Source organism: Pseudomonas sp. B21-019 (genome assembly GCF_024749225.1).
Classification (GTDB): Bacteria; Pseudomonadota; Gammaproteobacteria; order Pseudomonadales; family Pseudomonadaceae; genus Aquipseudomonas.
On sequence record NZ_CP087193.1, the window covers coordinates 4492618 to 4514677 of the forward strand.

The 22060-nt window shown below is 59.4% G+C and carries 21 protein-coding genes and 2 pseudogenes; 4 read left to right on the forward strand and 19 right to left on the reverse strand.

Annotated features, from left to right (window positions below):
* Positions 1-91 precede the first annotated feature (91 nt).
* Together rmuC and LOY36_RS19890 are read right to left on the reverse strand one after the other, a co-directional pair.
* Entirely contained in the window at positions 92-1456 is a 1365-nt protein-coding gene (gene rmuC / locus LOY36_RS19885; RefSeq protein WP_169342498.1) for a DNA recombination protein RmuC, read from the reverse strand.
* A gap of 175 nt (positions 1457-1631) precedes the next feature.
* A complete protein-coding gene (locus tag LOY36_RS19890) occupies positions 1632-1955 on the reverse strand; it encodes a hypothetical protein (RefSeq protein WP_081628185.1) in 324 nt (107 codons plus the stop codon).
* A gap of 992 nt (positions 1956-2947) precedes the next feature.
* On the opposite strand from LOY36_RS19890, the gene LOY36_RS19895 reads away from it, so the two are divergent.
* The gene (locus tag LOY36_RS19895) at positions 2948-3172 is read left to right on the forward strand and encodes a hypothetical protein (RefSeq protein WP_007898912.1); all 225 of its coding nucleotides are present in this window, start codon (positions 2948-2950) and stop codon (positions 3170-3172) included.
* Between the two features lie 53 nt (positions 3173-3225).
* On the opposite strand, the pseudogene LOY36_RS19900 reads toward LOY36_RS19895, so the two are convergent.
* From LOY36_RS19900 to LOY36_RS19940, 9 genes and pseudogenes are all read right to left on the reverse strand, one after another.
* Positions 3226-3423: pseudogene (locus LOY36_RS19900) on the reverse strand (IS4 family transposase); the annotation flags it as partial.
* Positions 3424-3578: 155 nt separating this feature from the next.
* Positions 3579-4214 (reverse strand): LysE family translocator, encoded by a 636-nt coding sequence (locus LOY36_RS19905; RefSeq protein WP_018925150.1) that lies wholly within the window; start codon positions 4212-4214, stop codon positions 3579-3581.
* Positions 4211-4996 (reverse strand): SDR family oxidoreductase, encoded by a 786-nt coding sequence (locus LOY36_RS19910; RefSeq protein ID WP_258670390.1) that lies wholly within the window; start codon positions 4994-4996, stop codon positions 4211-4213. The genes LOY36_RS19905 and LOY36_RS19910 overlap by 4 nt, the downstream gene beginning before the upstream one ends.
* Positions 4993-6189: an acetyl-CoA carboxylase biotin carboxylase subunit family protein gene (locus LOY36_RS19915; protein WP_258670393.1), complete on the reverse strand. Its 1197-nt coding sequence runs from the start codon at positions 6187-6189 to the stop codon at positions 4993-4995. Before LOY36_RS19915 ends, LOY36_RS19910 begins: the two co-directional genes overlap by 4 nt.
* Positions 6186-7442, reverse strand: coding sequence for an ATP-grasp domain-containing protein (locus LOY36_RS19920; protein ID WP_258670396.1), 1257 nt, complete (start codon positions 7440-7442; stop codon positions 6186-6188). The genes LOY36_RS19915 and LOY36_RS19920 overlap by 4 nt, the downstream gene beginning before the upstream one ends.
* 57 nt (positions 7443-7499) lie before the next feature.
* A complete protein-coding gene (locus LOY36_RS19925; RefSeq protein ID WP_018925146.1) occupies positions 7500-8456 on the reverse strand; it encodes a TauD/TfdA family dioxygenase in 957 nt (318 codons plus the stop codon).
* A gap of 141 nt (positions 8457-8597) precedes the next feature.
* Positions 8598-10439 (reverse strand): carbamoyltransferase, encoded by a 1842-nt coding sequence (locus LOY36_RS19930; RefSeq protein ID WP_258670401.1) that lies wholly within the window; start codon positions 10437-10439, stop codon positions 8598-8600.
* Positions 10436-12481: an iron-containing redox enzyme family protein gene (locus LOY36_RS19935; RefSeq protein WP_258670404.1), complete on the reverse strand. Its 2046-nt coding sequence runs from the start codon at positions 12479-12481 to the stop codon at positions 10436-10438. Before LOY36_RS19935 ends, LOY36_RS19930 begins: the two co-directional genes overlap by 4 nt.
* Positions 12482-12658: 177 nt before the next feature.
* A complete protein-coding gene (locus LOY36_RS19940) occupies positions 12659-13708 on the reverse strand; it encodes a hypothetical protein (RefSeq protein WP_258670406.1) in 1050 nt (349 codons plus the stop codon).
* 484 nt (positions 13709-14192) lie between these two features.
* On the opposite strand from LOY36_RS19940, the pseudogene LOY36_RS19945 reads away from it, so the two are divergent.
* The 3 genes and pseudogenes from LOY36_RS19945 to LOY36_RS19955 form a co-directional block, all read left to right on the forward strand.
* Positions 14193-14317, forward strand: a pseudogene (locus tag LOY36_RS19945) (phosphatidylcholine/phosphatidylserine synthase); the annotation flags it as partial.
* Between the two features lie 392 nt (positions 14318-14709).
* Positions 14710-15192: a hypothetical protein gene (locus LOY36_RS19950; RefSeq protein ID WP_007936111.1), complete on the forward strand. Its 483-nt coding sequence runs from the start codon at positions 14710-14712 to the stop codon at positions 15190-15192.
* Positions 15193-15339: 147 nt separating this feature from the next.
* On the forward strand, positions 15340-16608 hold the full coding sequence (locus LOY36_RS19955) for an OmpP1/FadL family transporter (protein ID WP_019648172.1): 1269 nt from the start codon (positions 15340-15342) through the stop codon (positions 16606-16608).
* An 89-nt stretch (positions 16609-16697) separates the two neighbouring features.
* Here LOY36_RS19955 and LOY36_RS19960 read toward each other — a convergent pair whose 3' ends face one another.
* The 8 genes from LOY36_RS19960 to cobU all read right to left on the reverse strand — a co-directional run bounded on the left by LOY36_RS19960 (position 16698) and on the right by cobU (position 22049).
* Positions 16698-17249 carry a glutathione peroxidase gene (locus LOY36_RS19960; protein WP_258670409.1) on the reverse strand — a complete coding sequence of 184 codons (552 nt, stop codon included), beginning with the start codon at positions 17247-17249 and terminating at the stop codon, positions 16698-16700.
* Between the two features lie 71 nt (positions 17250-17320).
* Entirely contained in the window at positions 17321-17443 is a 123-nt protein-coding gene (locus tag LOY36_RS19965) for a hypothetical protein (protein WP_007936107.1), read from the reverse strand.
* On the reverse strand, positions 17440-18648 hold the full coding sequence (locus LOY36_RS19970) for an MFS transporter (protein ID WP_258670411.1): 1209 nt from the start codon (positions 18646-18648) through the stop codon (positions 17440-17442). The genes LOY36_RS19965 and LOY36_RS19970 overlap by 4 nt, the downstream gene beginning before the upstream one ends.
* A 52-nt stretch (positions 18649-18700) precedes the next feature.
* A complete protein-coding gene (locus LOY36_RS19975; RefSeq protein WP_007898923.1) occupies positions 18701-19105 on the reverse strand; it encodes a MarR family winged helix-turn-helix transcriptional regulator in 405 nt (134 codons plus the stop codon).
* Between the two features lie 64 nt (positions 19106-19169).
* Positions 19170-19901, reverse strand: coding sequence for an adenosylcobinamide-GDP ribazoletransferase (locus LOY36_RS19980; protein ID WP_258670414.1), 732 nt, complete (start codon positions 19899-19901; stop codon positions 19170-19172).
* Between the two features lie 2 nt (positions 19902-19903).
* Entirely contained in the window at positions 19904-20479 is a 576-nt protein-coding gene (cobC, locus tag LOY36_RS19985) for an alpha-ribazole phosphatase family protein (protein WP_019648168.1), read from the reverse strand.
* Positions 20476-21531, reverse strand: coding sequence for a nicotinate-nucleotide--dimethylbenzimidazole phosphoribosyltransferase (cobT, locus tag LOY36_RS19990; RefSeq protein WP_019648167.1), 1056 nt, complete (start codon positions 21529-21531; stop codon positions 20476-20478). Before cobT ends, cobC begins: the two co-directional genes overlap by 4 nt.
* A complete protein-coding gene (gene cobU, locus LOY36_RS19995) occupies positions 21528-22049 on the reverse strand; it encodes a bifunctional adenosylcobinamide kinase/adenosylcobinamide-phosphate guanylyltransferase (RefSeq protein ID WP_258670419.1) in 522 nt (173 codons plus the stop codon). Before cobU ends, cobT begins: the two co-directional genes overlap by 4 nt.
* Positions 22050-22060: the final 11 nt, after the last annotated feature.

Genomic DNA, 22060 nt, shown 5'->3' on the forward strand with positions numbered 1-22060 from the left:
CGGGAAACGGGGGCTGCTGCGCAGCCCAACGGGAGCAAGCTCCCTCGCCACAGCAAGCCCCCTCGCCACAGATGCCATCGTAAAAGATGGCTTATTCGGGCAACTCGGCCAAGCCATCGACATCCGTCATGGCCCGCTCCAGCAGGTCCGCCGGCAAGCTCTTGCTGGCCCGCGCGCCAAGCAATTTGAGCTGTTCGCTGCGACTGACCAGGTTGCCACGGCCTTCTGTCAGCTTATTGCGGGCAGAGCTGTAGGCCTTGTCCAGTTGCTGCAAGCGATTGCCGACCTCATCCAGATCCTGAATGAACAACACGAACTTGTCGTACAGCCATCCGGCGCGCTCGGCGATTTCCCGAGCGTTCTGGCTCTGGCGCTCTTGCTTCCACAGGCTGTCGATGACCCGCAAAGTGGCCAGCAACGTGGTCGGGCTGACGATCACGATGTTGCGGTCGAAGGCCTCCTGAAACAACGTCGGCTCTGCCTGTAACGCCGCGGAAAACGCCGCTTCGATCGGGACGAAAAGCAGGACGAAATCCAGGCTGTGCAACCCGTCGAGCCGCTTGTAGTCCTTGCCGGCCAGGCCTTTGACATGATTGCGCAGGGACAGCACGTGCTGCTTGATGGCGATCTGGCCGATGCCGTCGTCTTCGGCGGCCACATATTGCTGATAAGCCGTGAGGCTGACCTTGGAATCGACCACGACCTGCTTGTCGCCAGGCAGGTAAATAATCACATCCGGCTGGAATCGCTCGCCGTCCGGCCCCTTTAGATTGACCTGGGTCTGGTACTCGCGCCCCTTCTCCAGGCCCGCGTGTTCAAGCACCCGTTCAAGAATCAGTTCACCCCAATTGCCTTGGGTTTTCTGCCCTTTCAAGGCGCGGGTGAGGTTGGTGGCTTCGTCGCTCAGGCGCAGGTTCAGTTGTTGCAGACGCTCCAGTTCCTTGGCCAGGGAAAAGCGCTCGCGGGCTTCGGCCTGGTAACTTTCCTCGACGCGTTTTTCGAATGACTGGATGCGCTCCTTCAACGGGTCGAGCAATTGCCCCAGACGCTGCTGACTGGTTTCGGCAAAACGCTGTTCGCGCTCGTCGAAGATCTTGCCCGCCAGCTCGGCGAATTGCGCTCGCAGCTCGTCTCGCGAGCCTTGCAGGTCGTTGAGGCGCTGCTGATGGCTTTCCTGCTGCTCACGCAACTCGGCGTTGAGGGAGGCAGCCTGAGCGTCCAGGCGACGCAACTCAGCTTCTTTGCCGGCACGTTCGATGTTCCAGGCGTGGGCTGCGTCGCGGGCATCGTCGCGTTCGATCTGCAGCAACTCGACTTCACGGCGCAGGGCTGCCAGATCGGCTTGTTTGGCGGCGTTGGCCTGGCTCAGGTCAGCGACTTCATCACGGCAGGTGTCGAGCTGGGCGTTCAAGCCATCCTGCGTCAGCTGGGCCATGGCCAGGCGCTCTTCCAGCAATGCCAGTTCGGCCTGCCCCGTACTCGCCCGACGCTGAAGTTGCCAGGCCAGTACCAGCAACGGCAGTGCAGCGCCCGCCAGCCCCAGCAATGCGCTGGTCAAGTCCATCGCCATAGCCACTCCTGCCGATTAGATAAAGCGTGAAGGTTAACCAAGGCGTCAGGTCTTGGACAGCTCAGTCTTCGATCAGGCCGAGTTCCTGCTGGGCGCGTCGGTCCCCGGCGCGCGCAGCCTGGCGCAACAGGTCCTGGCCAATACGGCGATCCCGGGCATTCCCGCATTCGCGGCACATCAATTGGCCGAGGCGGCTTTGCGCGGCCACTACGCCTTCACGGGCAGGTTGCTTGAGTAAACGTCCGGCGAAGTGTTTGACGTTGGGGTTTTCGCCCAGGCGCGGGCTGTCCAGTAGCCACTCGGCCACACGCATCGAAAAGCGCTTGGGTGGGTTAATGCTGGAGGGTGCTGAGGCAGCAGAGACTGGTACTGAGCGAAACTTCATAAAGCACTGTGGGGCAAATCGGAAGGCGCGCCACTCTACTCTTTTTTTCGCACAGGTAAAGTCGAAAAAAGCCTGCACGCCCGTCCTAGAGCAAGCGCTCGGGACAATCCACAGAAGCTGTGGATAACTCAGTGGACAACCGCCCTTGAAGTCGCGCAAAGCCGTGTGGAATGGGGCTCGCAGTCAAACTGACGATTTTTTCACCAGTAAAAAAAAGCGATGTTTTTCATTGACTTAAATTTTCGTTACAGGCACCCACCCTCGGTGAAGCGAGGATGACAGTGGGATGACAGTGCGTGCAACTAATGTGCACAAGTACCTGCGAGGCGGTTATATCGGTGCGCTTTTTCGGCGCGTTTTTACGGTAACGCCTGGGGATAAACCCCGCAACCCGCGCCACAGATTGATCCTGGCTCGATCGCCCTCTCGGATCAACGGCCGTTTTTTGGGCGATTGCGGGGCACGTGTCGGCCGATGACATTTTCCGACAGCACTTGCGGATGTGGTCGGCCGGCACTTCAGTGTTTTTTTGCGAGCAGGCTTCCCTTCGGCCATTCAATCCGTTAGTATCCGCGGCGTTAGTACCAAGCTGAAAGTCAATTCTGGTCGAACAAATCCCCCCGGTCAGCCTTCCCTGAGAGAAGCCTTCACCGACAAAGCGGGATCGACCACCTCGATGGTTTCCAGGTAAATCTTGCGTCAACACAGCCTTTGAATCGAAAGCAAAGGGTGTTGCGAAGTTCACTTACTCTGACCGAACCAACCTGCAAATTGATCAGGATCTTCACCCCGGGCCCAGAACCTTTGCCCCTGATGTGTTGCCTGCCCTCCTAAGTACCTACCTGCCAGCCCAAGCGCGCCAACTTATCAGCGCTTCAAACTGGCTGCTTTGTTCCAGTCGGGTTCTTCGTTCGACCAATGGTGGTCGTCGTCACTGGAACGTTTTAATTTTGCACGGCTCTTATCCGTGTCGCTTGTAGGAACACCCGATTATGTCTACTCAAATCCACACTCAGGATGCCATTCGCACCCTAACCAACGCTTTTGCACCAATGAACTGCCTGATCATGGCCGCTCGCAAAGGCTGCTTCAGCTTCACTCTGGTCAACGAACACGGCATCGCTCGTCACAGCGAACGCCTGTACCCCGATCAATACTCCAGCGCCGAGCCGCTGCAGGCAGTGATCGAGCGTACTCGCCAGGCACTGGTTGCCTGAGACGCCAGAAAGGCTGAAAACCTCAAAAGCCCTGCTGAAAAGCGTAATGCTGTTCACTTAAGCGGAGCAGCCTTACGGTCCACTGGAAACCGGGGCTTTGATATTTTCACCGTCCCAGGCCTTGAAGGCCTTGGACGGTGATCCAGAAACACCCCTCCGATACCGGTTCTCAACTCTGCCAATCATCTGCCTGTACCTGAAATCGGGTTGGCCGCGGCCATCACGATCAGTTGCATGGCAATGTCCCCGCACAACCGCCGGATCTACGCACAAGATTACGCCCATGCCTGGCGCACCCATAAAAATCCGACGCCAGAGGTCTGGCATCGGATTTTCGAGGAAGTCCGGCTGAGGCTCAAATACTCAAGTGAACAGCATTACGGTCAGGCGAAACACTCGCTCCTTATCAGGTGAGCGGTTTGCGCAGCAGGATATCGACCGCGAAGACGCCCAGGACAGTCCCGGACACCCAGCGTTGGGTGCGCATGGCAGAAGGTCGCTTGGCCAGGAATCCACTGACCCGGGAGGCGGCGAGAACGATCATGCCGTTCACGGTGACGGCAATGGTGATCTGTACCAGCCCCATCTGGATGAATTGCTGGAAGGTAGATCCTGCGGAAGGGTCGATGAACTGCGGGATCAGCGCGGAATACATCAGCGCAATCTTCGGATTCAGCAGGTTCGTCACAAGCCCCATGGTGAACAGCCGTCTCCGCGAGTGAGGTGGCAGCTCCCGCGCCTCGAAGGGGGAACTCCCCCTGGGCTTCAGCATGTTCCAGGCCAGATAGCCCAGATAAAATGCGCCTGCGATCCTGACGACATCGTAGGCGACTGGCACTGCCTTGAACAAAGCGGCCAGTCCCAGTCCCGCCGCCAACAAGTAGCACACGAAGCCTAGCGCCACACCCGCCAGCGAAATCATCCCGGCCAGCCGCCCCTGGGAAATCGCCCGCGAGGTCAGGTAGACCATATTGGGACCCGGTGTCAGCACCATGCCCAAGGAGATGATGGCCACACCGGCCAGGCTTTCCAGCGCCATCATTGGCGTGCTCCATCGTTCAAAGGGGATGTGTCGGCCCGCTGCGGCTCGAACCAGCCGAGGCTGCCGCGGAACAGCGCATGCTGAGCACGCTGTGCCACTGGCCGAACCACGATTTCATCGACATTGACATGTGCGGGCTGATCGGCAACCCAAGCCACGACCTGGGCGACATCGTCCGCGCTCAAAGGCCGGTCGACATCCTTGTAGAGGGCACTGACCCGTTCGGCGTCGCCGCGAAAACGATTCAAGGAAAACTCTGGCGTATGCACCATGCCGGGGAGCACTTCGGTGATGCGCACCGGTATACCCTTCATCTCCAGTCGCAAGGAATGGGTCAGTGCGCGCTGGGCACTCTTGGCCGCGCAATAGCCGCCTCCCCCCTCATAACCGGCTAGCGCAGCCGTTGAGGTGATATTGATGATGCACCCTTGGGACGCGATGAGCCTAGGCAATAGCAGTTGGGTCATCCGCAAAGTCCCAAGGACGTTACTGTTGAACATGTTCGTCCAGTCCTCGGCACTGGCCGCGTCTACCCCATCCAGGCCGATCGCCCCGCCCGCACAGTTCACCAGAAGATCGCACTCGGAAACCTGCACCAAGTCCTCCTCTCGCGCTTGTGTCACATCCAGCACAATGGCGCGTCCGCCGGTTTCGCCGGCAATCTGCTCGAGCCGATCCCCCCTGCGCGCCACAAGGAATACCCGCCAACCACGACTGGCCAAGGTACGAGCGCATGCCTCGCCAATGCCACTGCTTGCACCGGTAACAACTGCTGTTTTCAAGATTGAGCTCCCCATGATTCGGATAACTGTTCGAAAATCTTCCCCACGTCACGTACCAGCGCGGGACGATCGAAGCTGCGCAGACGAAGGCGCGTGCCAGCGCCCTCATAAACACCGCTGGCGAAGCGATCCAGGTTCTGCGGTTGAGCCCAGTACAGGGTACCCAAGCCTTCACGCGGCGAGCTGTTGCGGCGGGCGATCACCCATGCCCCCCGCTCGCGGTGCAATGGCCTGCCCTCCTTGCTAAGGCTGCGCGCAAGGTCCCGGTAGCGGGTAGACGCCCCGGTCTGGATTTCCCAAGCGATCCCCAGCAGGTCGATATCCCTAACCTCTCGCCAGAGGAACGGGATTTCGGCGCCACCGACCCGGGCACCGATTTCCAGGAACAGCAATTTGTCATCCAGGTCGAACAGTTCGAGGTGGAAGACGATTTCTCGCTCAGGCGCGAAGACTGCCAGCAGTTGTTCGACGCGCCCCGCAATCCGCCGTTCGTCGTCGCCCTCCTCGAGTTCGATACTGCCCAGCGGGCTATCCGGACCGAAATCGGCACAGCTGTTCACATAACGCGACGCCGTGACTACCACAATCCGTTGCCCATCCCACCAGCCGTCAACGTGCAGGATGGGGGCCGCGCAGCAAGCCTGGACCATCATCGGCTCCGTGGCCTGTCTGATCTGATCAAGATCCCTTGGGCCACGAAGAAACTTTACGCCGCGACTCGCCGTGCCGTAGCGCGGCTTGAGCACCAGCGGATAGCCGTGTTCAGCGGCCAGTCGCTCCACCGCTTCGCGGGAATCAGCAGGCGACGCGGGCAGCACGCCGATCGACGATTGCCGGCCTGCGACCTCCAGCATGGTGAGCTTGTCGCGGAACCGCTCGGTCCACGCGACAAGATCTCCCGGTACCTGCCATCGCTCACGGATAGAAGCCGCATTGAGCAGGTCGCCCTCATTGAGGGCAACCACCAGCGCTGGAACCCCATGTTGCTCGACCAGACGCTCGGCCTCAGCCATGACCGCCTCAGCATCGTCCAGTGAGACGAGCACCGAGCTTGACGCCAGGCGCTCGCTTGGCAGGGACGCGCAGGATTCGGGCGTACAGATCGCCCGAATCTGCATTCCTGCCGGCAGTTCGTATCGGTCGTATAGCGCTTGGCTACCGACCCAACGGTGCAAGCAGAGGACATATTTCATGCCGTGGGATCCACGATGAAGTTGACCGCCGCCACCAGTTCGTCACCGATACGCACGGCATCCTCGCGCGAGGTGCCAGTTGCCAGGACATACCCTGAAACGCAGTCGGCAACGGTGTCGAGCGGTGGAATCGTATCGCCCTCATGCTTCTGGATGACTACGGCACGCTCGGCTGCTCCCAGTTCGAACAGGAACGGCAAGAACACCCGTGGAGTCTCGCCTGACTTGGTATGGCGCACATCGACGTCAGGCTTGAGATCGAGCTCGACCTTTCTGACCTTGCCAGGTGTCGGTACGAAGAACTGGATCGCGGCACCCGCTTTCGGCTCGGGCGACACATCCGGCAGAGTGTCGATACCCAGCGGCACAGTCAGGAACATGCGGTTCAGGTCCAGGCCGAACGCACGCCGCACCAGTTCAGGGGCACCCGAGCCCGCCAGGCGAGCATGGGATTCGAGTACACGAGGCCCCTTGGGGGTCAGCACGAACTCGCTATGAGAGGGCCCCTCTTCCAGCTCTACGGCGTCGAGCAGGCGGCAGGTCATTTCTTTCAGCTCGCTCAGCCATTTCCTGGCCTCGGTGCTCGGCGTGCTGACTTCCCACTCAACATATTTGTCGTTCATGCGGTACTGGGAGTAACCAATGGGAAGGTGGCGCCCCTTGAACGAGAAGGAGTCGACGCTGACGACCGGCCCCTCCAGGTACTCCTCGATGATAATGTGCTTGACGTCGGCATCCTGAAGCGCCTGCCAGGCCTTGGAAGCAGAGGCTGCGTCATCGCAGGGATGTATATGCAGGCTGGCCACGCCTTCGGCGGGCTTGAGAACCGACTTGCCATGCTCTTTGACGAACGCGACGGCATCCTGCGCACGGGTGACATGGCGATAGGCAACCGGGCTCAGGTTGTGCTCGACCAGCAACTCGCGCATGGCCACTTTGTCCTTGAGCAGGCGCGCAGTCTTATAGGAAACCCCGGTGAGGCCGAAGTGATCGACCACTTTGCCCGTTGACTCGCCGGCCACTTCGGTAGTGGTCATGATGCGATCGAACGGACGGTCGCGGTGCAGGGGCTCGAGGACCTTGATGATGGCCTCGGCGTCGTCAATCCTGGCATGCACCACCTGCTCGCAATGGGCGAGGATTTCCTGCTCGTAGTCACCCTCCTGATGCACCAGCACTACGTCGATGCCCAGCTCCTTGGCACCATGAATGGGCGAGGGACGACCACCGACTACTGCGATACGCTTATTCATGCATGAACTCCCTGTCTACTGTGATGTTTGTTGTGTGATGGTTCTTGAAGCAAAGGCTCAACTGCCGTACACCCGGCGCAGCCAGCGCGCCTTGCCGTTGAGCAGAGGCTGGAACGCCTTGCGGCGGTGCAGCACGCGGGCATTTTTGAAAATGAAGAAGTCGCCTGGTTGCAACACCACCTCTATACCCTGGGCATCGCGCAGGCACTGGCGCAGGAGCCCAAGTGCCTTTTCGCTGTCCAGGTCGAGGGCGGCCACGATGCCATCGTCAAAGCGCAGGCGATAACCGCCCTCATCGTGCTCCAGCACCGGCAGCACCCTCGGCTGGCCATCGAAGCCCTCGTTGGAGGCAGGGGCACCAAAGGTGTAGGCAGACTTCTGCAACTGGGCGATCGCCCAGCCGGGCAGCTTTGAAAGGACATGATCCACACAAACAATGTCGGTGGAGGCGCCTTCAAAGTTGCGCACGGCGGTAAAGGCCAAGAAGTTCGGCACCGCGGTCGCGACATTTCGGCTTTGATCGGCGAAGGGCCAGTTGGGATTGTCGGTGTGCCAGAAAAACTCCACATCCGCGCCCCAAGAGCTGGTGGTGCCCGCGGCCTCCGGAACCGGAACGACGTTTCTGACCAGCTTGCCGAAGTTCTCATACTCGACTGCATGCGGCCTGACACCCAGCAGCCACAACATGCCAAAGTGCAGCAGATCGAAGTCAAGAACACACTCGGCGTTGGGCAGGAAACCATTGCGCGGCGTCGCGACGTCCGTAGAGAGCGAAATGCCTCTGATGAGCAGCGCTTTGTGCGGGCTGTCAGGAAATGCGCGAATTGCCTCGACGATGTCCCGGCCCAACACTGTGCCGAGCCAATCCCCGCCGACTGCTCCCACACTCTCAGCGCAGTGCGGCGTTTCGGCCAGCCTCACGCGACAGCCCTCCAGCCCGGTCAGGTCGGGATCATTGACGACCACCACCTGTACCAATGAAGCCTCCTGAACATCCATGGCCATGACGCTCATGATTTGCGGTTCAGGTATGAGGTGACCTTGGGGTCCGGCTGATGGGCGAACGCCTTGGTTCGTCGGATAAACATCCCCAACGGCAGGATCAGGTAGAGCAGAACATAATCCATAGTGCACCTTCCCTAGTGTATGAAAGAGTTAATCCAGCGGTACTGTCTCGCGCCAGTCGACCGCCTCCTCGAACTGAGGCTGCTCCGATTTATCGAGGTAGAAGTCGCCAATCGCCAGCACATCCATGTTGGTACGCATAAAGCAGCGATAAGCTTCGAACGGTGTGTTCACAATCGGCTCACCGCGCACGTTGAACGAGGTGTTGACCAATACAGGACACCCTGAACGCTGATAGAAGTGTTCAAGCAGCGCCCGGAACCGCGGGTTGCGCTCCCGGTCCACGGTCTGCACCCTTGCCGAGAAGTCCACGTGGGTGATTGCCGGCAGATCGCTACGCACCAACTTGAGCAAGTCGATCCCGGTAAGCCGCGCACTCTCCTGTGGGATCGCCTTGCGAATGCCCGTTGCAATTGGCGAGACCACCAGCATGTAGGGGCTTTCCTCGACGATGTCGAAGTAGTCTGCCGCTTTTTCCTCAAGCACCACGGGAGCGAAGGGGCGGAAGGACTCGCGGAACTTGATGCGCAGGTTCATGTTTGACTGGGTGTCCGAACGGCGCGGATCACCCAGGATCGAACGGCTGCCAAGCGATCGCGGACCGAACTCCATTCGCCCCTGGAACCAGCCGATGACCCCGCCGTCCTCGATGCTGGTGCTCACCCGCTGGTCGAGCTCTTCCGGCGAAAGCCTGTGAAAAACAGCGCCGCAGGCTTCCAGTTCATCCCTGATCTGCTCTTCGCTGTACTCCGGCCCAAGCAATGCTCCGCTCATGCCATCACGCACGCCAGCAGGCAGTTCGCGGCTTGCCACCCTGCGATGCTTGCGGTCAGTCAGCAGCGCGGCGCCCAGCGAGCCACCCGCATCGCCAGCCGCCGGTTGCACCCACAGACGGTCGAATATCCGCTCACGCGAGATCACGCCGTTGGCTACGCAGTTAAGGGCAACGCCCCCGGCCATGCACAGCGCGGTCTCGCCAGTGAGCTCACGGGCGGTCTTGGCCAGGCGCGAAACGACGATCTCCGTGACTTTCTGCACCGATGCGGCCAAATCGAACTCGCGATCGGTAAGGGGGGCCTCGGGCAAGCGCCGGGGGCCACCGAACAGCTGCTCAAAGGCATCGCCCGTCATGACCTGGCCTTTGATGAACTCAAACTTGGTCCAGTCGAGCCTGAAGCTGCCATCGGGCTTCACATCGATCAGATGCGAGAGGATCGTGTCGACGTAATGAGGCTTGCCATATGGCGCAAGTCCCATGAGTTTGTATTCGCCGGAGTCCACCTTGAAGCCGCAGAAATAGGTGAAGGCCGAATAGAGCAGGCCCAGCGAATGGGGAAAGGACAACTCGGCAACCAGCTTGATACCTTCTGGCCTGCCGTGCCAGATGGTGGTCGTCGCCCATTCGCCGACACTGTCGATACACAGGATCGCGGCGCTCTCGAAAGGACTGGGGAAGAATGCCGATGCGGCGTGGGACTCGTGGTGACCATGCACTTCGATTCGGCGACCGTCCCGGTCTCCCATCGCTCTGAGATGACGCACGACCTCACGGTCCATCCGGCGCTTGGTTGATAGCCATTCGCCAAGCACCGGTGCGTAGGTGCGCGCTGCCGAAAACCCGGCCACGGCGGCCGTCGAGAGTACCCGACGGAACTTCAGTGCAGGGTCTTCGTAATAGGCGACATGGTCGACATCGGCCAGGTTTATACCTGCGTTCCTCAGGACGTACTCGATGGCCTTGCGTGGAAAACCCGGGTCATGCCGTAGCCGGCTGAAACGCTCTTCCTGGGCCGCGGCAACGATCTTGCCGTCCACTACCAGAGTGGCCGCGCTGTCGTGATAAAAGGCAGAGATGCCAAGCGTAATCGTCATAGCAGCGACCTCACTTTTTCGCGAAACTTATCCAGCATTGTTTGCTCCCTGGGTGGATTGAGCGCGACGAATCCATTACGGACGCGCGCCCAGAGTTCATCACGGTCACTACGAGAAAAAGCACAAAGGTAGGTATCCAGACTCGCGGCAGCCCATGCCGTATGCCCGGTGGAGATGTTGTCGATGGAGTTGTGCAGATCGACGAACATCGTCGGATAGCCGTAGGCAACCAACGCCTTGTGGGTACGCCGATAACCGCCCCCTACTCCGGACAGCTCCATCGCCAGGTTCAGCCCGAGAATCTCCGGGCAGTAGGTTTGGGGATATCGCCCGATAGACAACCAGAACACGGGCAGCTCGAAGTTCTCGTCGTTGAAGCAAGCGGCGTTGGCGTATCCGGGGTCAGCGGTGGCCGGCAACTCGCCATGTACTGCCTTGAGCAGATGGCGGTAGATGACGGGATGGTTCTGCGCCTCGATTCCGTTGCCCAACTCATCGAAAAGCGTTTCGAACAGTCTGCTGCCGTACGCCGTGGAGGCTACAGCCGGGTGGGCGAACCCGGCCAGCCAGGCCCCGTCGATCATTGTCAGCGGCGCCAGGGACAGGATATCGGCGACCACCTCATCGCGAGACGGCAGCTCTTCGTCCGGCTCCAGTGCCTGGTTGGAAGCTTCATGCTGGCCCTGCAACCACTGCTGCAGGACACCGGGAGCCCAACGCTCCGGCAACGAGCAATGCCCCTTGGTGACGCCACGGGCGGCCCTGGCCAGCCAGCTCTTCACGTAGTGACCGGCATAGGATTCCTCCGACGGCGTGAGCTCCATTCGCAACAGGCGCGGATAGGCCTGTCGCGGGCTGAATCTGGCGACCAACGCTTGGGTTTCAGCGACATCGCGAAGAGCCCCGGCGAGTTTGCCGTCGTCTTTCCATACCTGGAAAGCCGGGGTCTGCCTGGGCGCATCGGAGTAAGGCAAGCCGCAGATCCAGCGGTGAAGAATGGCAATATCGTCGCGACTGAAGATTCGGAACATCTTGCCCCGCGGCGAAATCAGGCTGGTGAGCAGTGGACTCGATTCCGGCCTGCCCGCCCGCACGTAGGCGCTGGCGGCAAGATGGTCGAGAAACTTCAAGGAGTCGTCGACTGCGAGCAAGGGCTTCATCGGCACCTTATTCAACTGAGTCTTGTCATGGTATTGACAAGCATCCAGCCGACGTCGGCTGATCAGGTGGCGCGCCGCCTCTCTCGGATCGAGCCAGCGCTCAAGCACATCGAGCAGCGCTTCGTTCATCTCCTCGGCCTGCCGGCGCGCCCACAGGTAGCCTTGGCGTACCCCATCGTTTCCGGCAGCGCCCATTTGCACGAGAAATTCCCGGACTGCCGTTTCGGCGAGCACGGCAAGATCATCGGCACTACCAGCGGGATCGCGACGCAGATCGAGAAATTGGCGGGCAGACGGCTCGTTATGGGCGATGAACTCAAACGAGGGCAACAGCCCGCAATGACGCAGGTAAAGGTTGATCCCCAGGATCTGGGCCGTCAGCGACTCCGGAAAATGCCCCAATACGAGCAGGGTCGAGGCAAAGTTGAAGGCTCCGTCCGAGATCCTTGGGTCGGCCACTGCCCGCAAGAGATCTTCGCCAGCATCTGCCAGCGCATGCTGACGCAGCAATTCCAGGTAGCGCTGGATACGACTGGCCCCTGGCTGACCGGCACCCACATCCGCCGCATGGATACTCAGCGCTGCCATGGCATGGCGCGCTTCATTATTCCAGCTGCCGCACACCCCATGAATCAGGTGCTGACTGCCGATCAGAAAGGGAGCCGACTCCAACGCCGCCTTGGCACGCAACGCCTGGGCATTCGCTTCGCTCCCCTCGATTGTCTGTGCCAACCTTCGGAATCCGTCCCGCAACGGCCCAAGCCGCTCGCATGCACCGCTCGCCAGCCCCGCCAAAGCCGCCGGGCTGGTGAAGTCAACGTCCACCAAGTCCGTCCCATGCACCGCACCCAGGCAAGTGCGCAGGTTGACCGGCGTGAACATGCGCCTGGCCTCTCCCCCGGTCTCTGCCCCGAGGAAGCTGGAAAAGATTTGCCTATTAGTTTTCATCAGTGCATTGGATATATGGAGGAATTGTTTTTCTTCTTGGCTTTTTTCTTTTTCTTGAACAAAGAACCAAGTGCCTTGCGAATTCGCTTTAACATAGAGCCCCCTAAATTTTCATTGCAGGTATCGATGAATGGCGCGTGCTACGACATCACTGCCAAGGTCGGTAAAGTGCGCGCGATCAACGTATAACCATTCATCATCCGGACGCTCTCTAAAATCATCGATCAAACTGGCAAATCGAATACCCAAGTCATGACAACTGTTGGCCAGACTATCGGCGTAATATTCCGCGACAGTGGGAGCGGATATGTCGCCATATAAATGCTGCCAGGTACCAAACCGGGAAATCCGATCAAGCTCATTGAACAGCTTCTGCTCTTCGGCACACGGCGTTCTTACCCAAGTCGCCAAGGGTTGGAGAACAAACGTAAGTTCTGCACCCAAAGAATCCGCGAGGCGTTTCCAGGTAGTCAGACAATTCATGGTGTCTTGCAGAGCGCGTACCAGAGTTTGCGAAACAGGCGGAACCTCAGTCGTTTCGTTCGGCCATTTTGGAAGTTTGCCAGGCGGCAGTTCTGCACCATTTTCCTCAGCAATTTCATCAAACTTTTCGTAATAGTCACCGCAGAAGTAGAACGGTGGCAGATCACCTCGAATGAACTCAGGAAGACGCGCCATGACCAGAGTATTGAAGCCGCCCATGATCACGATGCGTCGCACTTTGGGCAGTCGATGAGCATGCAGCACGAACAGCATCAATTCCTGGGTCGCATTAAAGGTATGCCCCGCGAAATTCAGCCATGGCGTAGCGTCGGGATCGTGCGTGGACAGGCGGCTCGCGACCGAGGCGGCATCACTGGAAGCCCCGTAACCCAAGGCTGACGAGGCCCCGACCAGTAAATTCACCTCTGATAGCGTGCTGGCCTCGAGGGTGCCGACACTGACCGGCCGACCTTGCGCATCATAGGCCAGGCGAAATCCGAGCCGATCGGTATTGATCGCTTCCGAACGGTAATCGGCGGCATTGAAACCCATCACATAAGGCAAGTACTGGGAACGACTGCGACTGGCGAATTGATCGTAGGTGAGCATCTGGGGTGTTAACTTCACACGTTCCAGACTGGGATCATCCAGCGCGGTGCGCTTGCGTCTTTTAAACATGGCCAAGCCACTCCTTTAGCGAGAATCGGAATTCCATTTGATCAGCCAACTTTTTTTGGGACGAACGTCCACTTCGATTATTTAATATCGAAAGTGCGAACCTGCCAATAACGGCCCACAGCAAGCCAGGCACCATAAGTTTGGGATATCAACAATCCAAACTGTTAGATGCATGAAGGTCGAAATTAATTAAAACCGTGCGCGAGCAAAATAATTCACAGCACAATGCGACGAGGCGGGAAATTCAGTGATGATTTTTGCGAGATGCAATTTGAAGGTATTGCAGACTGCAATACGCTGATACGGATAGCTTCCATGCATTGTATCTTCCTTTTTACTTTTATTCTTTCTGGCCCATCCGAGGGGCTCATGCGATCGATTCTAGACATTGGATCCCAAATGTCAAATGAAGCACCTGCAATTTATCCAAGAAAAAAAATATTCATGAAAAGGCGCGTAAATCAACAAACCCTATGAATGCCCGGTCAAGTTGCCGGACTACACGCTGCTGCTGACCGTGTCGCTGATTCTGGTGTCGTCGCTGTTTGCTTTTGCAATGTCAACATGAAGAGCAAGGACAACTCCTTCCAGGGCTTCGTAGCCGCGTACGCCGACTCCTGAGCACCCTCATCCAAAACATCCCCATAGAGTGGGTCGCGTCTGCACCGCCCAAGGCCTTCAAGGCCAAGGACGGTGAAAATATCAAAGACCCGGTTTCCAATGGACCGTAAGGCGGCTCCGCTTAGGTGAACAGCATTACCCTGAAAAGCGGGGTTTTTATCGCCCGATATTTCTCTTTTAGCCGCCATTGCTTAAGCACCAACCGATATAACGGTTATAACTCGAAGCCAGAAATATTTTAAAAACAGTCCTTTACAGCAAAATAATGACACTACACTTCAACTCAAGCGGCTTGATCCGCTTCCGGCGAGCCTGATTCGATCCACAGCTGCCAAGGCCCCCTTCAGGTATCGCCGACCACTTCATGTTTCGAGGGTGTTATGGGTATCGCTGCCAGCGAACTGTGCCGTTATGTGATCCGTCCGACATTGATCTACCTCGGACGCCATAGCGCGACTGCCGAATCCCTGCTGCTGGGCATCGCCGCCAGCCAGTCAGCCCTTGGTTCAGCCCTGCATGACCGCCGTGGACACGGCTTGTACCGAATCGCCGAACCCCGCCACCAGGCCCTCTGGGATCACTACCTGGCCCTGGACCCGGAGCGGGCGAGCCTGGTTCGCGGCTTGGCCAGCCAGCATGCTTTTCTCAGCGGACCGCACCTGGAATTGACCGTCAACCTGCGTTACGCCACAGCCATCGCCTGGCTGCTGGTAGAAGAACAGAACACTCCCCTCCCCGCCTCCGATGACTTGCTGGGAATGGCCCGAATCTGGCGCCAGACCTTCCAGCCCCAAGGTCGTTTGCGAGACTTCACTTACGCCTGGCAAACCTGTGTTTCATCGTTGAATCAGGTCGCCTGCTGATCCCCCCCATTTCCGAAGATCGCCCAACAGGTCGCGATTTTGGTCGGATTGTCCTACAAAACCGCTCTAAATCAAGCGATACGGGCTATGGCGCCCGGACGAAAATGTTGGTAATTTTCGCTCCGGTGATCACCAGGAGTTCTAATAATGAAAAAAGTAATGCTCAAAACCACCCTTAGCCTCGCCGTTGCCTTGGCATCCACCCAGATCTTCGCCAGTGGCTTTGCCCTCAACGAACAAAGCATCAGCGGGATGGGGACAGGTTTTGCCGGGCGATCTTCTTCTGCCGACGACGCATCCACTGTTTTTGGTAACCCTGCCGGCATGTCTCGCCTCAAGCGCGAACAAGTGACCGGCGGTGTTGCATTTATCGACGCGCACGCTGACATCAGTGATGCCAGCTCCCGCCCGAATGGTGGTACCAACAAAGGTGACATGGTCCCTTTCATGGGCGTGCCCATGGGCTACTACGTAAAGCCACTCGATGACCAGTGGGCAGTCGGTTTCGGCGTCTATGCTCCATTCGGTCTGGTGACCGACTACGAGAACGGCTTCGCCGGCCGTTACTTCGGCAGTAAAAGCGAAGTCAAAATCGTGACTCTCCAGCCAACCATCAGCTATGCCTTCAACGACAAGGTGTCGATCGGTTTCGGTCCGACCATCAACCGCATTGACGGCACCCTGGAATCGAACCTGTCGCTAAACCCGCGCGCAGCGGACGGTAACGTCAAGATCAAGGGTGACGACACCGCGCTGGGGTACAACATCGGCATCTTGGTACAAGCGACCGACAGCACTCGCGTTGGCCTGACCTATCACTCGAAAGTGAAGTACAAGCTCGAAGGTGACACCAAGGTCAACTACAGCCTCCTCGGGGCTCTGGGTCAGAACCCTAACCAGAAGTACGATGCATCCCTGGACATAACGACTCCTGAATCGGTTGATATCTCGCTCACTCATCAACTGGATGACAAGTGGACCCTCTACGCGGGCAGCACTTGGACTCGCTGGAGCCGCCTGAAAGAAATCTCCGTTGAGAACAGTGGCGTTCCTGCTGCCCTGAACGGCCGTTTTGGTACCATCACCGAAGAACAGAACTGGCATGACACCTGGGCTCACGCCATCGGTGCTTCGTACCAGTTGAACAAACAATGGGTTCTGCGTACCGGTCTGTCCGTCGACCAGGCACCAACCAACAACGAAAACCGCTCCCCGCGCATTCCGACTGGCGATCGCAAGATTTTCAGCCTTGGCGCGGGCTGGAGTCCGACCGACGACCTGACCATCGACGTAGCGTACTCGTACCTGCGCGAAGAGTCGGTCAAGGTCAACAACAGCAACGGCCGCCAGAGCTACAACGCCAAGTATGAAAACTGGGCGAACGGTTTCGGTGTAGGCGCGACCTACCGTTTCTGATCATTCACGGCGAACCTGAACCCCTCGCCGCCTGAATTGAAAAAGCCCCGCACTCTTGTACAGAGGCGGGGCTTTTTAGTGCGCGTCGATCAGGGTTTCGAGGCCAGGGCTTTCTCCACCGCCTCAATGAACTCGGGATTGTCGGGCTTGGTCAGGCTGGAAAAATTGGCGATCACGTTGCCTTGGCGATCGACCACGTATTTGTAGAAATTCCACTTCGGCGAACTGCTTTGCTCGGCAAGGACCTTGAACAAATGCGTGGCATCATCGCCGCGGACTTTCTGCGGTTCGGTCATGGTGAAGGTCACGCCGTAATTCACGTAACAGACCTTGGCAGTCTCTGCGCCATCCTTGGACTCTTGCCTGAAGTCATTGGATGGAACACCGACCACCTCAAGCCCTTGATCCTTGTAGCGCTGATACAGCGCCTCAAGACCTTTGAACTGCGGGGCGAAGCCACAGAAGCTTGCGGTATTGACCACCACCAGCGGTTTGCCGGCGAAGCGCTGGCACAAATCGATGGATTCCTTGGCGCGCAGCTTCGGCAATGAGCCTTGCAACAGCTCCGGGCATTCTGCTGCCTGAACCAGCCCGGAAAAAACCATCAGCAACGCAGGAACTGCAAGCCAGCGCATCGGCATGTCGGTGCATCCTTGAGCAATCGTCAGAACGCGAAACTACTCGCCTTCGCCGCTCGCTAGCAAGCAGCTCGCTAGCAAGCCCCCATGCCCAGCTGCATCAATGCCAGCCCACCCTGATGCCAGCCCCACCAAACCAGGGCCAGCAGCAATACGCCGACGGCGATGGCTGCCATCCGCGGCCAAAGACTGTTCATGCGGCACTCACCTGGGTTTGCAGGCGCGCCACCGGCTGCTCGCGCACTGGCCAGTTCAAGGCTGCGGCCATCAGACTCAAGAGAATCGCCACCTGCCAGATCAAGTCGTAGCTCCCGGTTCGGTCATACACCACCCCGCCCAACCAGCCGCCGAGGAACGAGCCCAGCTGATGGAACAGGAAAACAATCCCACCCAGCATGGACAGATTTCGGACACCAAACAAGGTTGCCACCGTGCCGTTGGTCAAGGGCACCGTCGACAGCCAGAGGAAACCCATGGCCATGCCGAACAAATAGGCCGTGACCTGAGTGACGGGTGCCCAGAGGAACAGTGCAATCACCACCGCCCGCAACAGATACAGACCGGTGAGCAAGCGCGGTTTGGACATCCGTCCGCCAAGCCAGCCTGCGGTATAGGTACCGAAGATATTGAACAGCCCGATCAGCGCCAGCACCGTGGTGCCGACGGAGGCTGGCAGGTGTTGATCCACCAGATACGCCGGCAAGTGCACACCGATGAACACCACTTGAAAACCGCAGACAAAAAAGCCGAACGCCAACAACCAGAACCCTGAATGGGAGCAGGCTTCGTGTAGCGCTTCAGAGAGGGTTTGCTCATGCCCGAGCACCGGCAACGGCTTGTCTTTAAGCATGCTCACCAGCGGCACGATCAGCGCCACCAGCAGGCCCAGCACCAGCAATGCCGAAGACCAGCCCAGCCAGCCGATCAGCCCCAGCGTGCCAGGCAACATGGCGAATTGACCGAAGGAACCGGCAGCACTGGCGATCCCCATGCCCATGCTGCGTTTTTCCGGTGGTACGGCACGGCCGACCACGCCGAGAATCACCGAGAACGAGGTGCCGGACAGACCGATACCGATCAACAACCCGGCGCTCAAGGACAAGGTCACCGCCGAATCGGACAACCCCATGAACACCAGACCCAGGGCGTACAGAACACCACCGATCAACACCACCTTTGCGGCGCCAAAGCGGTCGGCCAATGCGCCGGTGAATGGCTGCGCCAGGCCCCAGATCAGGTTCTGCAGGGCAATGGCGAAGGCAAACACTTCGCGGCCCCAGCCGAATTCGGCACTCATCGGCGCCAGAAACAACCCGAAGCCGTGTCGCACCCCAAGGGACAACGCCAGAATCAGCGCACTGCCCAACAGCACCCAACCGCACGTACGCCACATCGATGTCATTGTTGTTCTCCGGTAGCGGGTATATACCCGCTTAAGATCGAACAAACTGGCCTCAAGCCAGTTCGTCCAGCAGTTTCAGCAAGGTTTCACGCTTCTCGGCACCCAGGCGGTCGATCAACCGCTGCTGCGCCGCTTCCCAGGCCGGCAAGGCAGCTGCCAGACGTTCGCGCCCTGTCTCGGTGAGCAGGACGATGCGATTGCGCATGTCTTCGCCCTCGACCAGCGTCACCAGACCTTCACCTTCCAGCACCCGTAGATTGCGCCCCAGGGTGCTGCGATCCAGGCCCATGGCCTCGGCCAGTGTCGAGATGCTCGGCTGATCCAGACGCTGCAGGTTGCACAGCAGAGAATACTGGGCAACGTTGATCCCGAAGCCGTCGAGCGCGCCGTCGTAATGCCTGCTGACGCCACGAGCGGCGCGACGCAGGTTAGTGCACAAACATTGAGAAGGAAGCATGGTGCGTGTATATACCCGCGGTTAAATGAAAGCAAATATTTCGACACATTTTCTCGACGGGGATTCAGAGCAGCGCCAACCCCACCAGCAGCGCCACTTCCAGCAATTCCAGCAACGCCCCGGCAGTGTCGCCAGTCGTCCCGCCCAATCGCCGCATCATGACTTGCCGCAACCAGACAAACACCACAGCTGCCAGCGCAAGCGCCCACACACCGCTGAGGCCCGCGATCAACACACAGGTCACCGCACTGATCAGCAACACCTGTTTCCCGGCCAAACGCGGCAGATGATCGGCCAGCGCCTGCCCCAATCCACCGGGACGCACGTAAGGTGTGGTCAGGAATAATCCCAACAGCGCGCTGCGAGCAATCAGTGGAACGATGATCAACACTACGCTGTGCTGCTGCTCAATCAACGCCAGCAACGCGGCGAATTTGAGCAGCAGCACCAGCACCAGCGTTACCACCGCGATCGGCCCGCTGCGCGGGTCTTTCATGATCGTGAGAGTGCGCTCACGGTCGCCATAACCGCCGAGCCACGCATCGGCGCTATCAGCCAGGCCATCCAGGTGCAATGCGCCACTGAGCAACACCCACACGGTCAGCAGCAACGCCGCGTGAAGCAACAATGGCGCGCCCTGCAACAGCCCGTTCAACGCCCACAGAATGGCACCGAACAGCACGCCGACCAGCGGATAAAACAGCAGCGACCGGCCCAATTCCTCGGGTGTTGGCATGCCCGGCAGGCGAATCGGCAGGCTGCTGAGAAATTGCAGGGCGATCCAGAACGGCAACATGATCAGATCGCTTCCCTTAACAAGGCGCCAGATTCAACCGTCAACGAGAACAACGCGCCATGGCCAACCTCAACGTTGAGCAACTGCTCACGCGGCAATCCGCGCGCTTGCGCCAGCAACAATCGCATGACGCCGCCATGGCTGATCAGCAGGACCCGCTCACCCGCATAGACCGCGTGCAGCCGCTCGATAGCTGCCAACACCCGCGTCGAAAAGTCGGCAACCGGCTCACCATCAGGCGGCGTGAACGAATAGGGATCGGCCCAGAACAAGCCCAACGCCTCGGCACTGGTTTCCATCAACGCCGCGGCGCTCTGCCCTTCCCAGGCGCCGAAGTGCAGCTCTTGCAAATCCTTTTCCAGCTGCACCGGCAACCCCAGTTGCGCCCCAAGCTCTTCAGCAAAGCGTGCACAACGCTGCAACGGCGAGCTGACCAAGCGATCCCAAGGGCCCTGCTCAACCACCGCAGCGCGCATCTGCTCCCAGCCCTTGCCGGTCAGCGCGTCATCGAGGCTGCCGCGCAGGCCGCCACCGAGTTCGGTTTCGCCATGACGCAACAGGTCCAGGCGCAAGGTCATGCCGGGCGATCCGCCACTGCGGCTTCGGCGAATGTTGCCATCTGCCCGTGCAGGTCGCAGGCCAGGCGCAGCAATGGCACGGCCAATGCCGCACCACTGCCCTCGCCCAACCGCAGACCGAGGTCCAGCAACGGTTCGGCGTTCAGGGTTTCCAGCACATGGCGATGACCAGGTTCGGCACCACGATGACCGAACAGCAACCACTCACGACAGGCCGGATTCAGACGCACCGCCACCAGCGCGGCGACGCTGCAAATAAACCCGTCGACCAACACCGCGACACCTTCCTGAGCACAAGCCAGGTACGCGCCAACCAGCGCAGCGATTTCGAAACCGCCGAGGTTGAACAAGGTTTGCAGCGCATCGCCACGTTGAGCGCCATGCAACGCCAAGGCGCGTTCGATGACCTGGGCTTTATGGCTGACACCTGCAGCGTTCAGGCCGGTGCCCGGCCCGGCCAGGTGCACCACCGGGCAATCGAGCAAAGCACAAGCCAAGGCGCTGGCCGCCGTGGTGTTGCCGATGCCCATTTCGCCGCCGATGAACAACTGCGCGCCTGCTGCAATGGCGCGCTGCACACTGTCGCGACCAGCCTGCAAGGCGAGTTCGCCCTGGGCCTGAGTCATCGCCGGGCCCTGGACGAAATTCGCCGTGCCCGGGCCGATGTTCAGGTGACGCACACCCGGCAGATTCAACGACGGCGTAACGGTGCCGAGGTCGACCACTTCAAGGGACGCCCCCAACTGCCGCGCCAACACGCTGATCGCCGCGCCGCCGCTGACGAAGTTGTGCAGCATCTGCCCGGTGACTTCCTGCGGAAACGCCGACACCCCTTCGGCGACCACGCCATGGTCACCGGCGAAAATCGCGATCCACAGCTGATCGAGGGTCGGCTTGACCTGCCCCTGCAACCCGGCCAGTTGCACCGCCACCGCTTCGAGCTGGCCGAGGGAACCGGCGGGCTTGGTCAATTGCTGCTGACGTGCCTGCGCCTGTTCGACCACTTGCGTATCGATTGGCTTGCACGGGTTCAGCCACCAGGTGTGAGTCATAACGCAGTTCCTTTCAAAGTCAGGGGCAGGCCGGCGACGGTCAGGACGACACGTTCGCAGCGCTCGGCCAAGGCTTGATGCAGCCAACCGGCTTCATCGACATAGCGGCGAGTCAATTCGCCCAGCGGCACGACACCCATTCCGGTCTCGTTGCTGACAAAAATGATTTCACCCGGCAACGACGCCAGGCAGTCCAGCAGGGCTTCGCGCTCGGCCGACAGGCGCTCGGCGTCGTCGAGCATCAGCAGATTGGTCAGCCACAGCGTCAGGCAATCCACCAGCAAGCAACGATCGGCATTGGCGCTTTCGCGCAGTACGCGGGCCAGCTCCAGCGGTTCCTCGATCAACGCCCATTTGGCCGGACGACGGGCACGGTGATGGGCCACCCGCTCGTTCATTTCACCGTCCAGGGGTTGGCTGGTGGCGATGTAAGTGACGTGGAGCTGACTGTCAGTCGCCAGCTTTTCAGCCAGACGACTTTTGCCGGAGCGGGCGCCGCCGAGGATCAGTTGCAGCATGGTTCATTCCT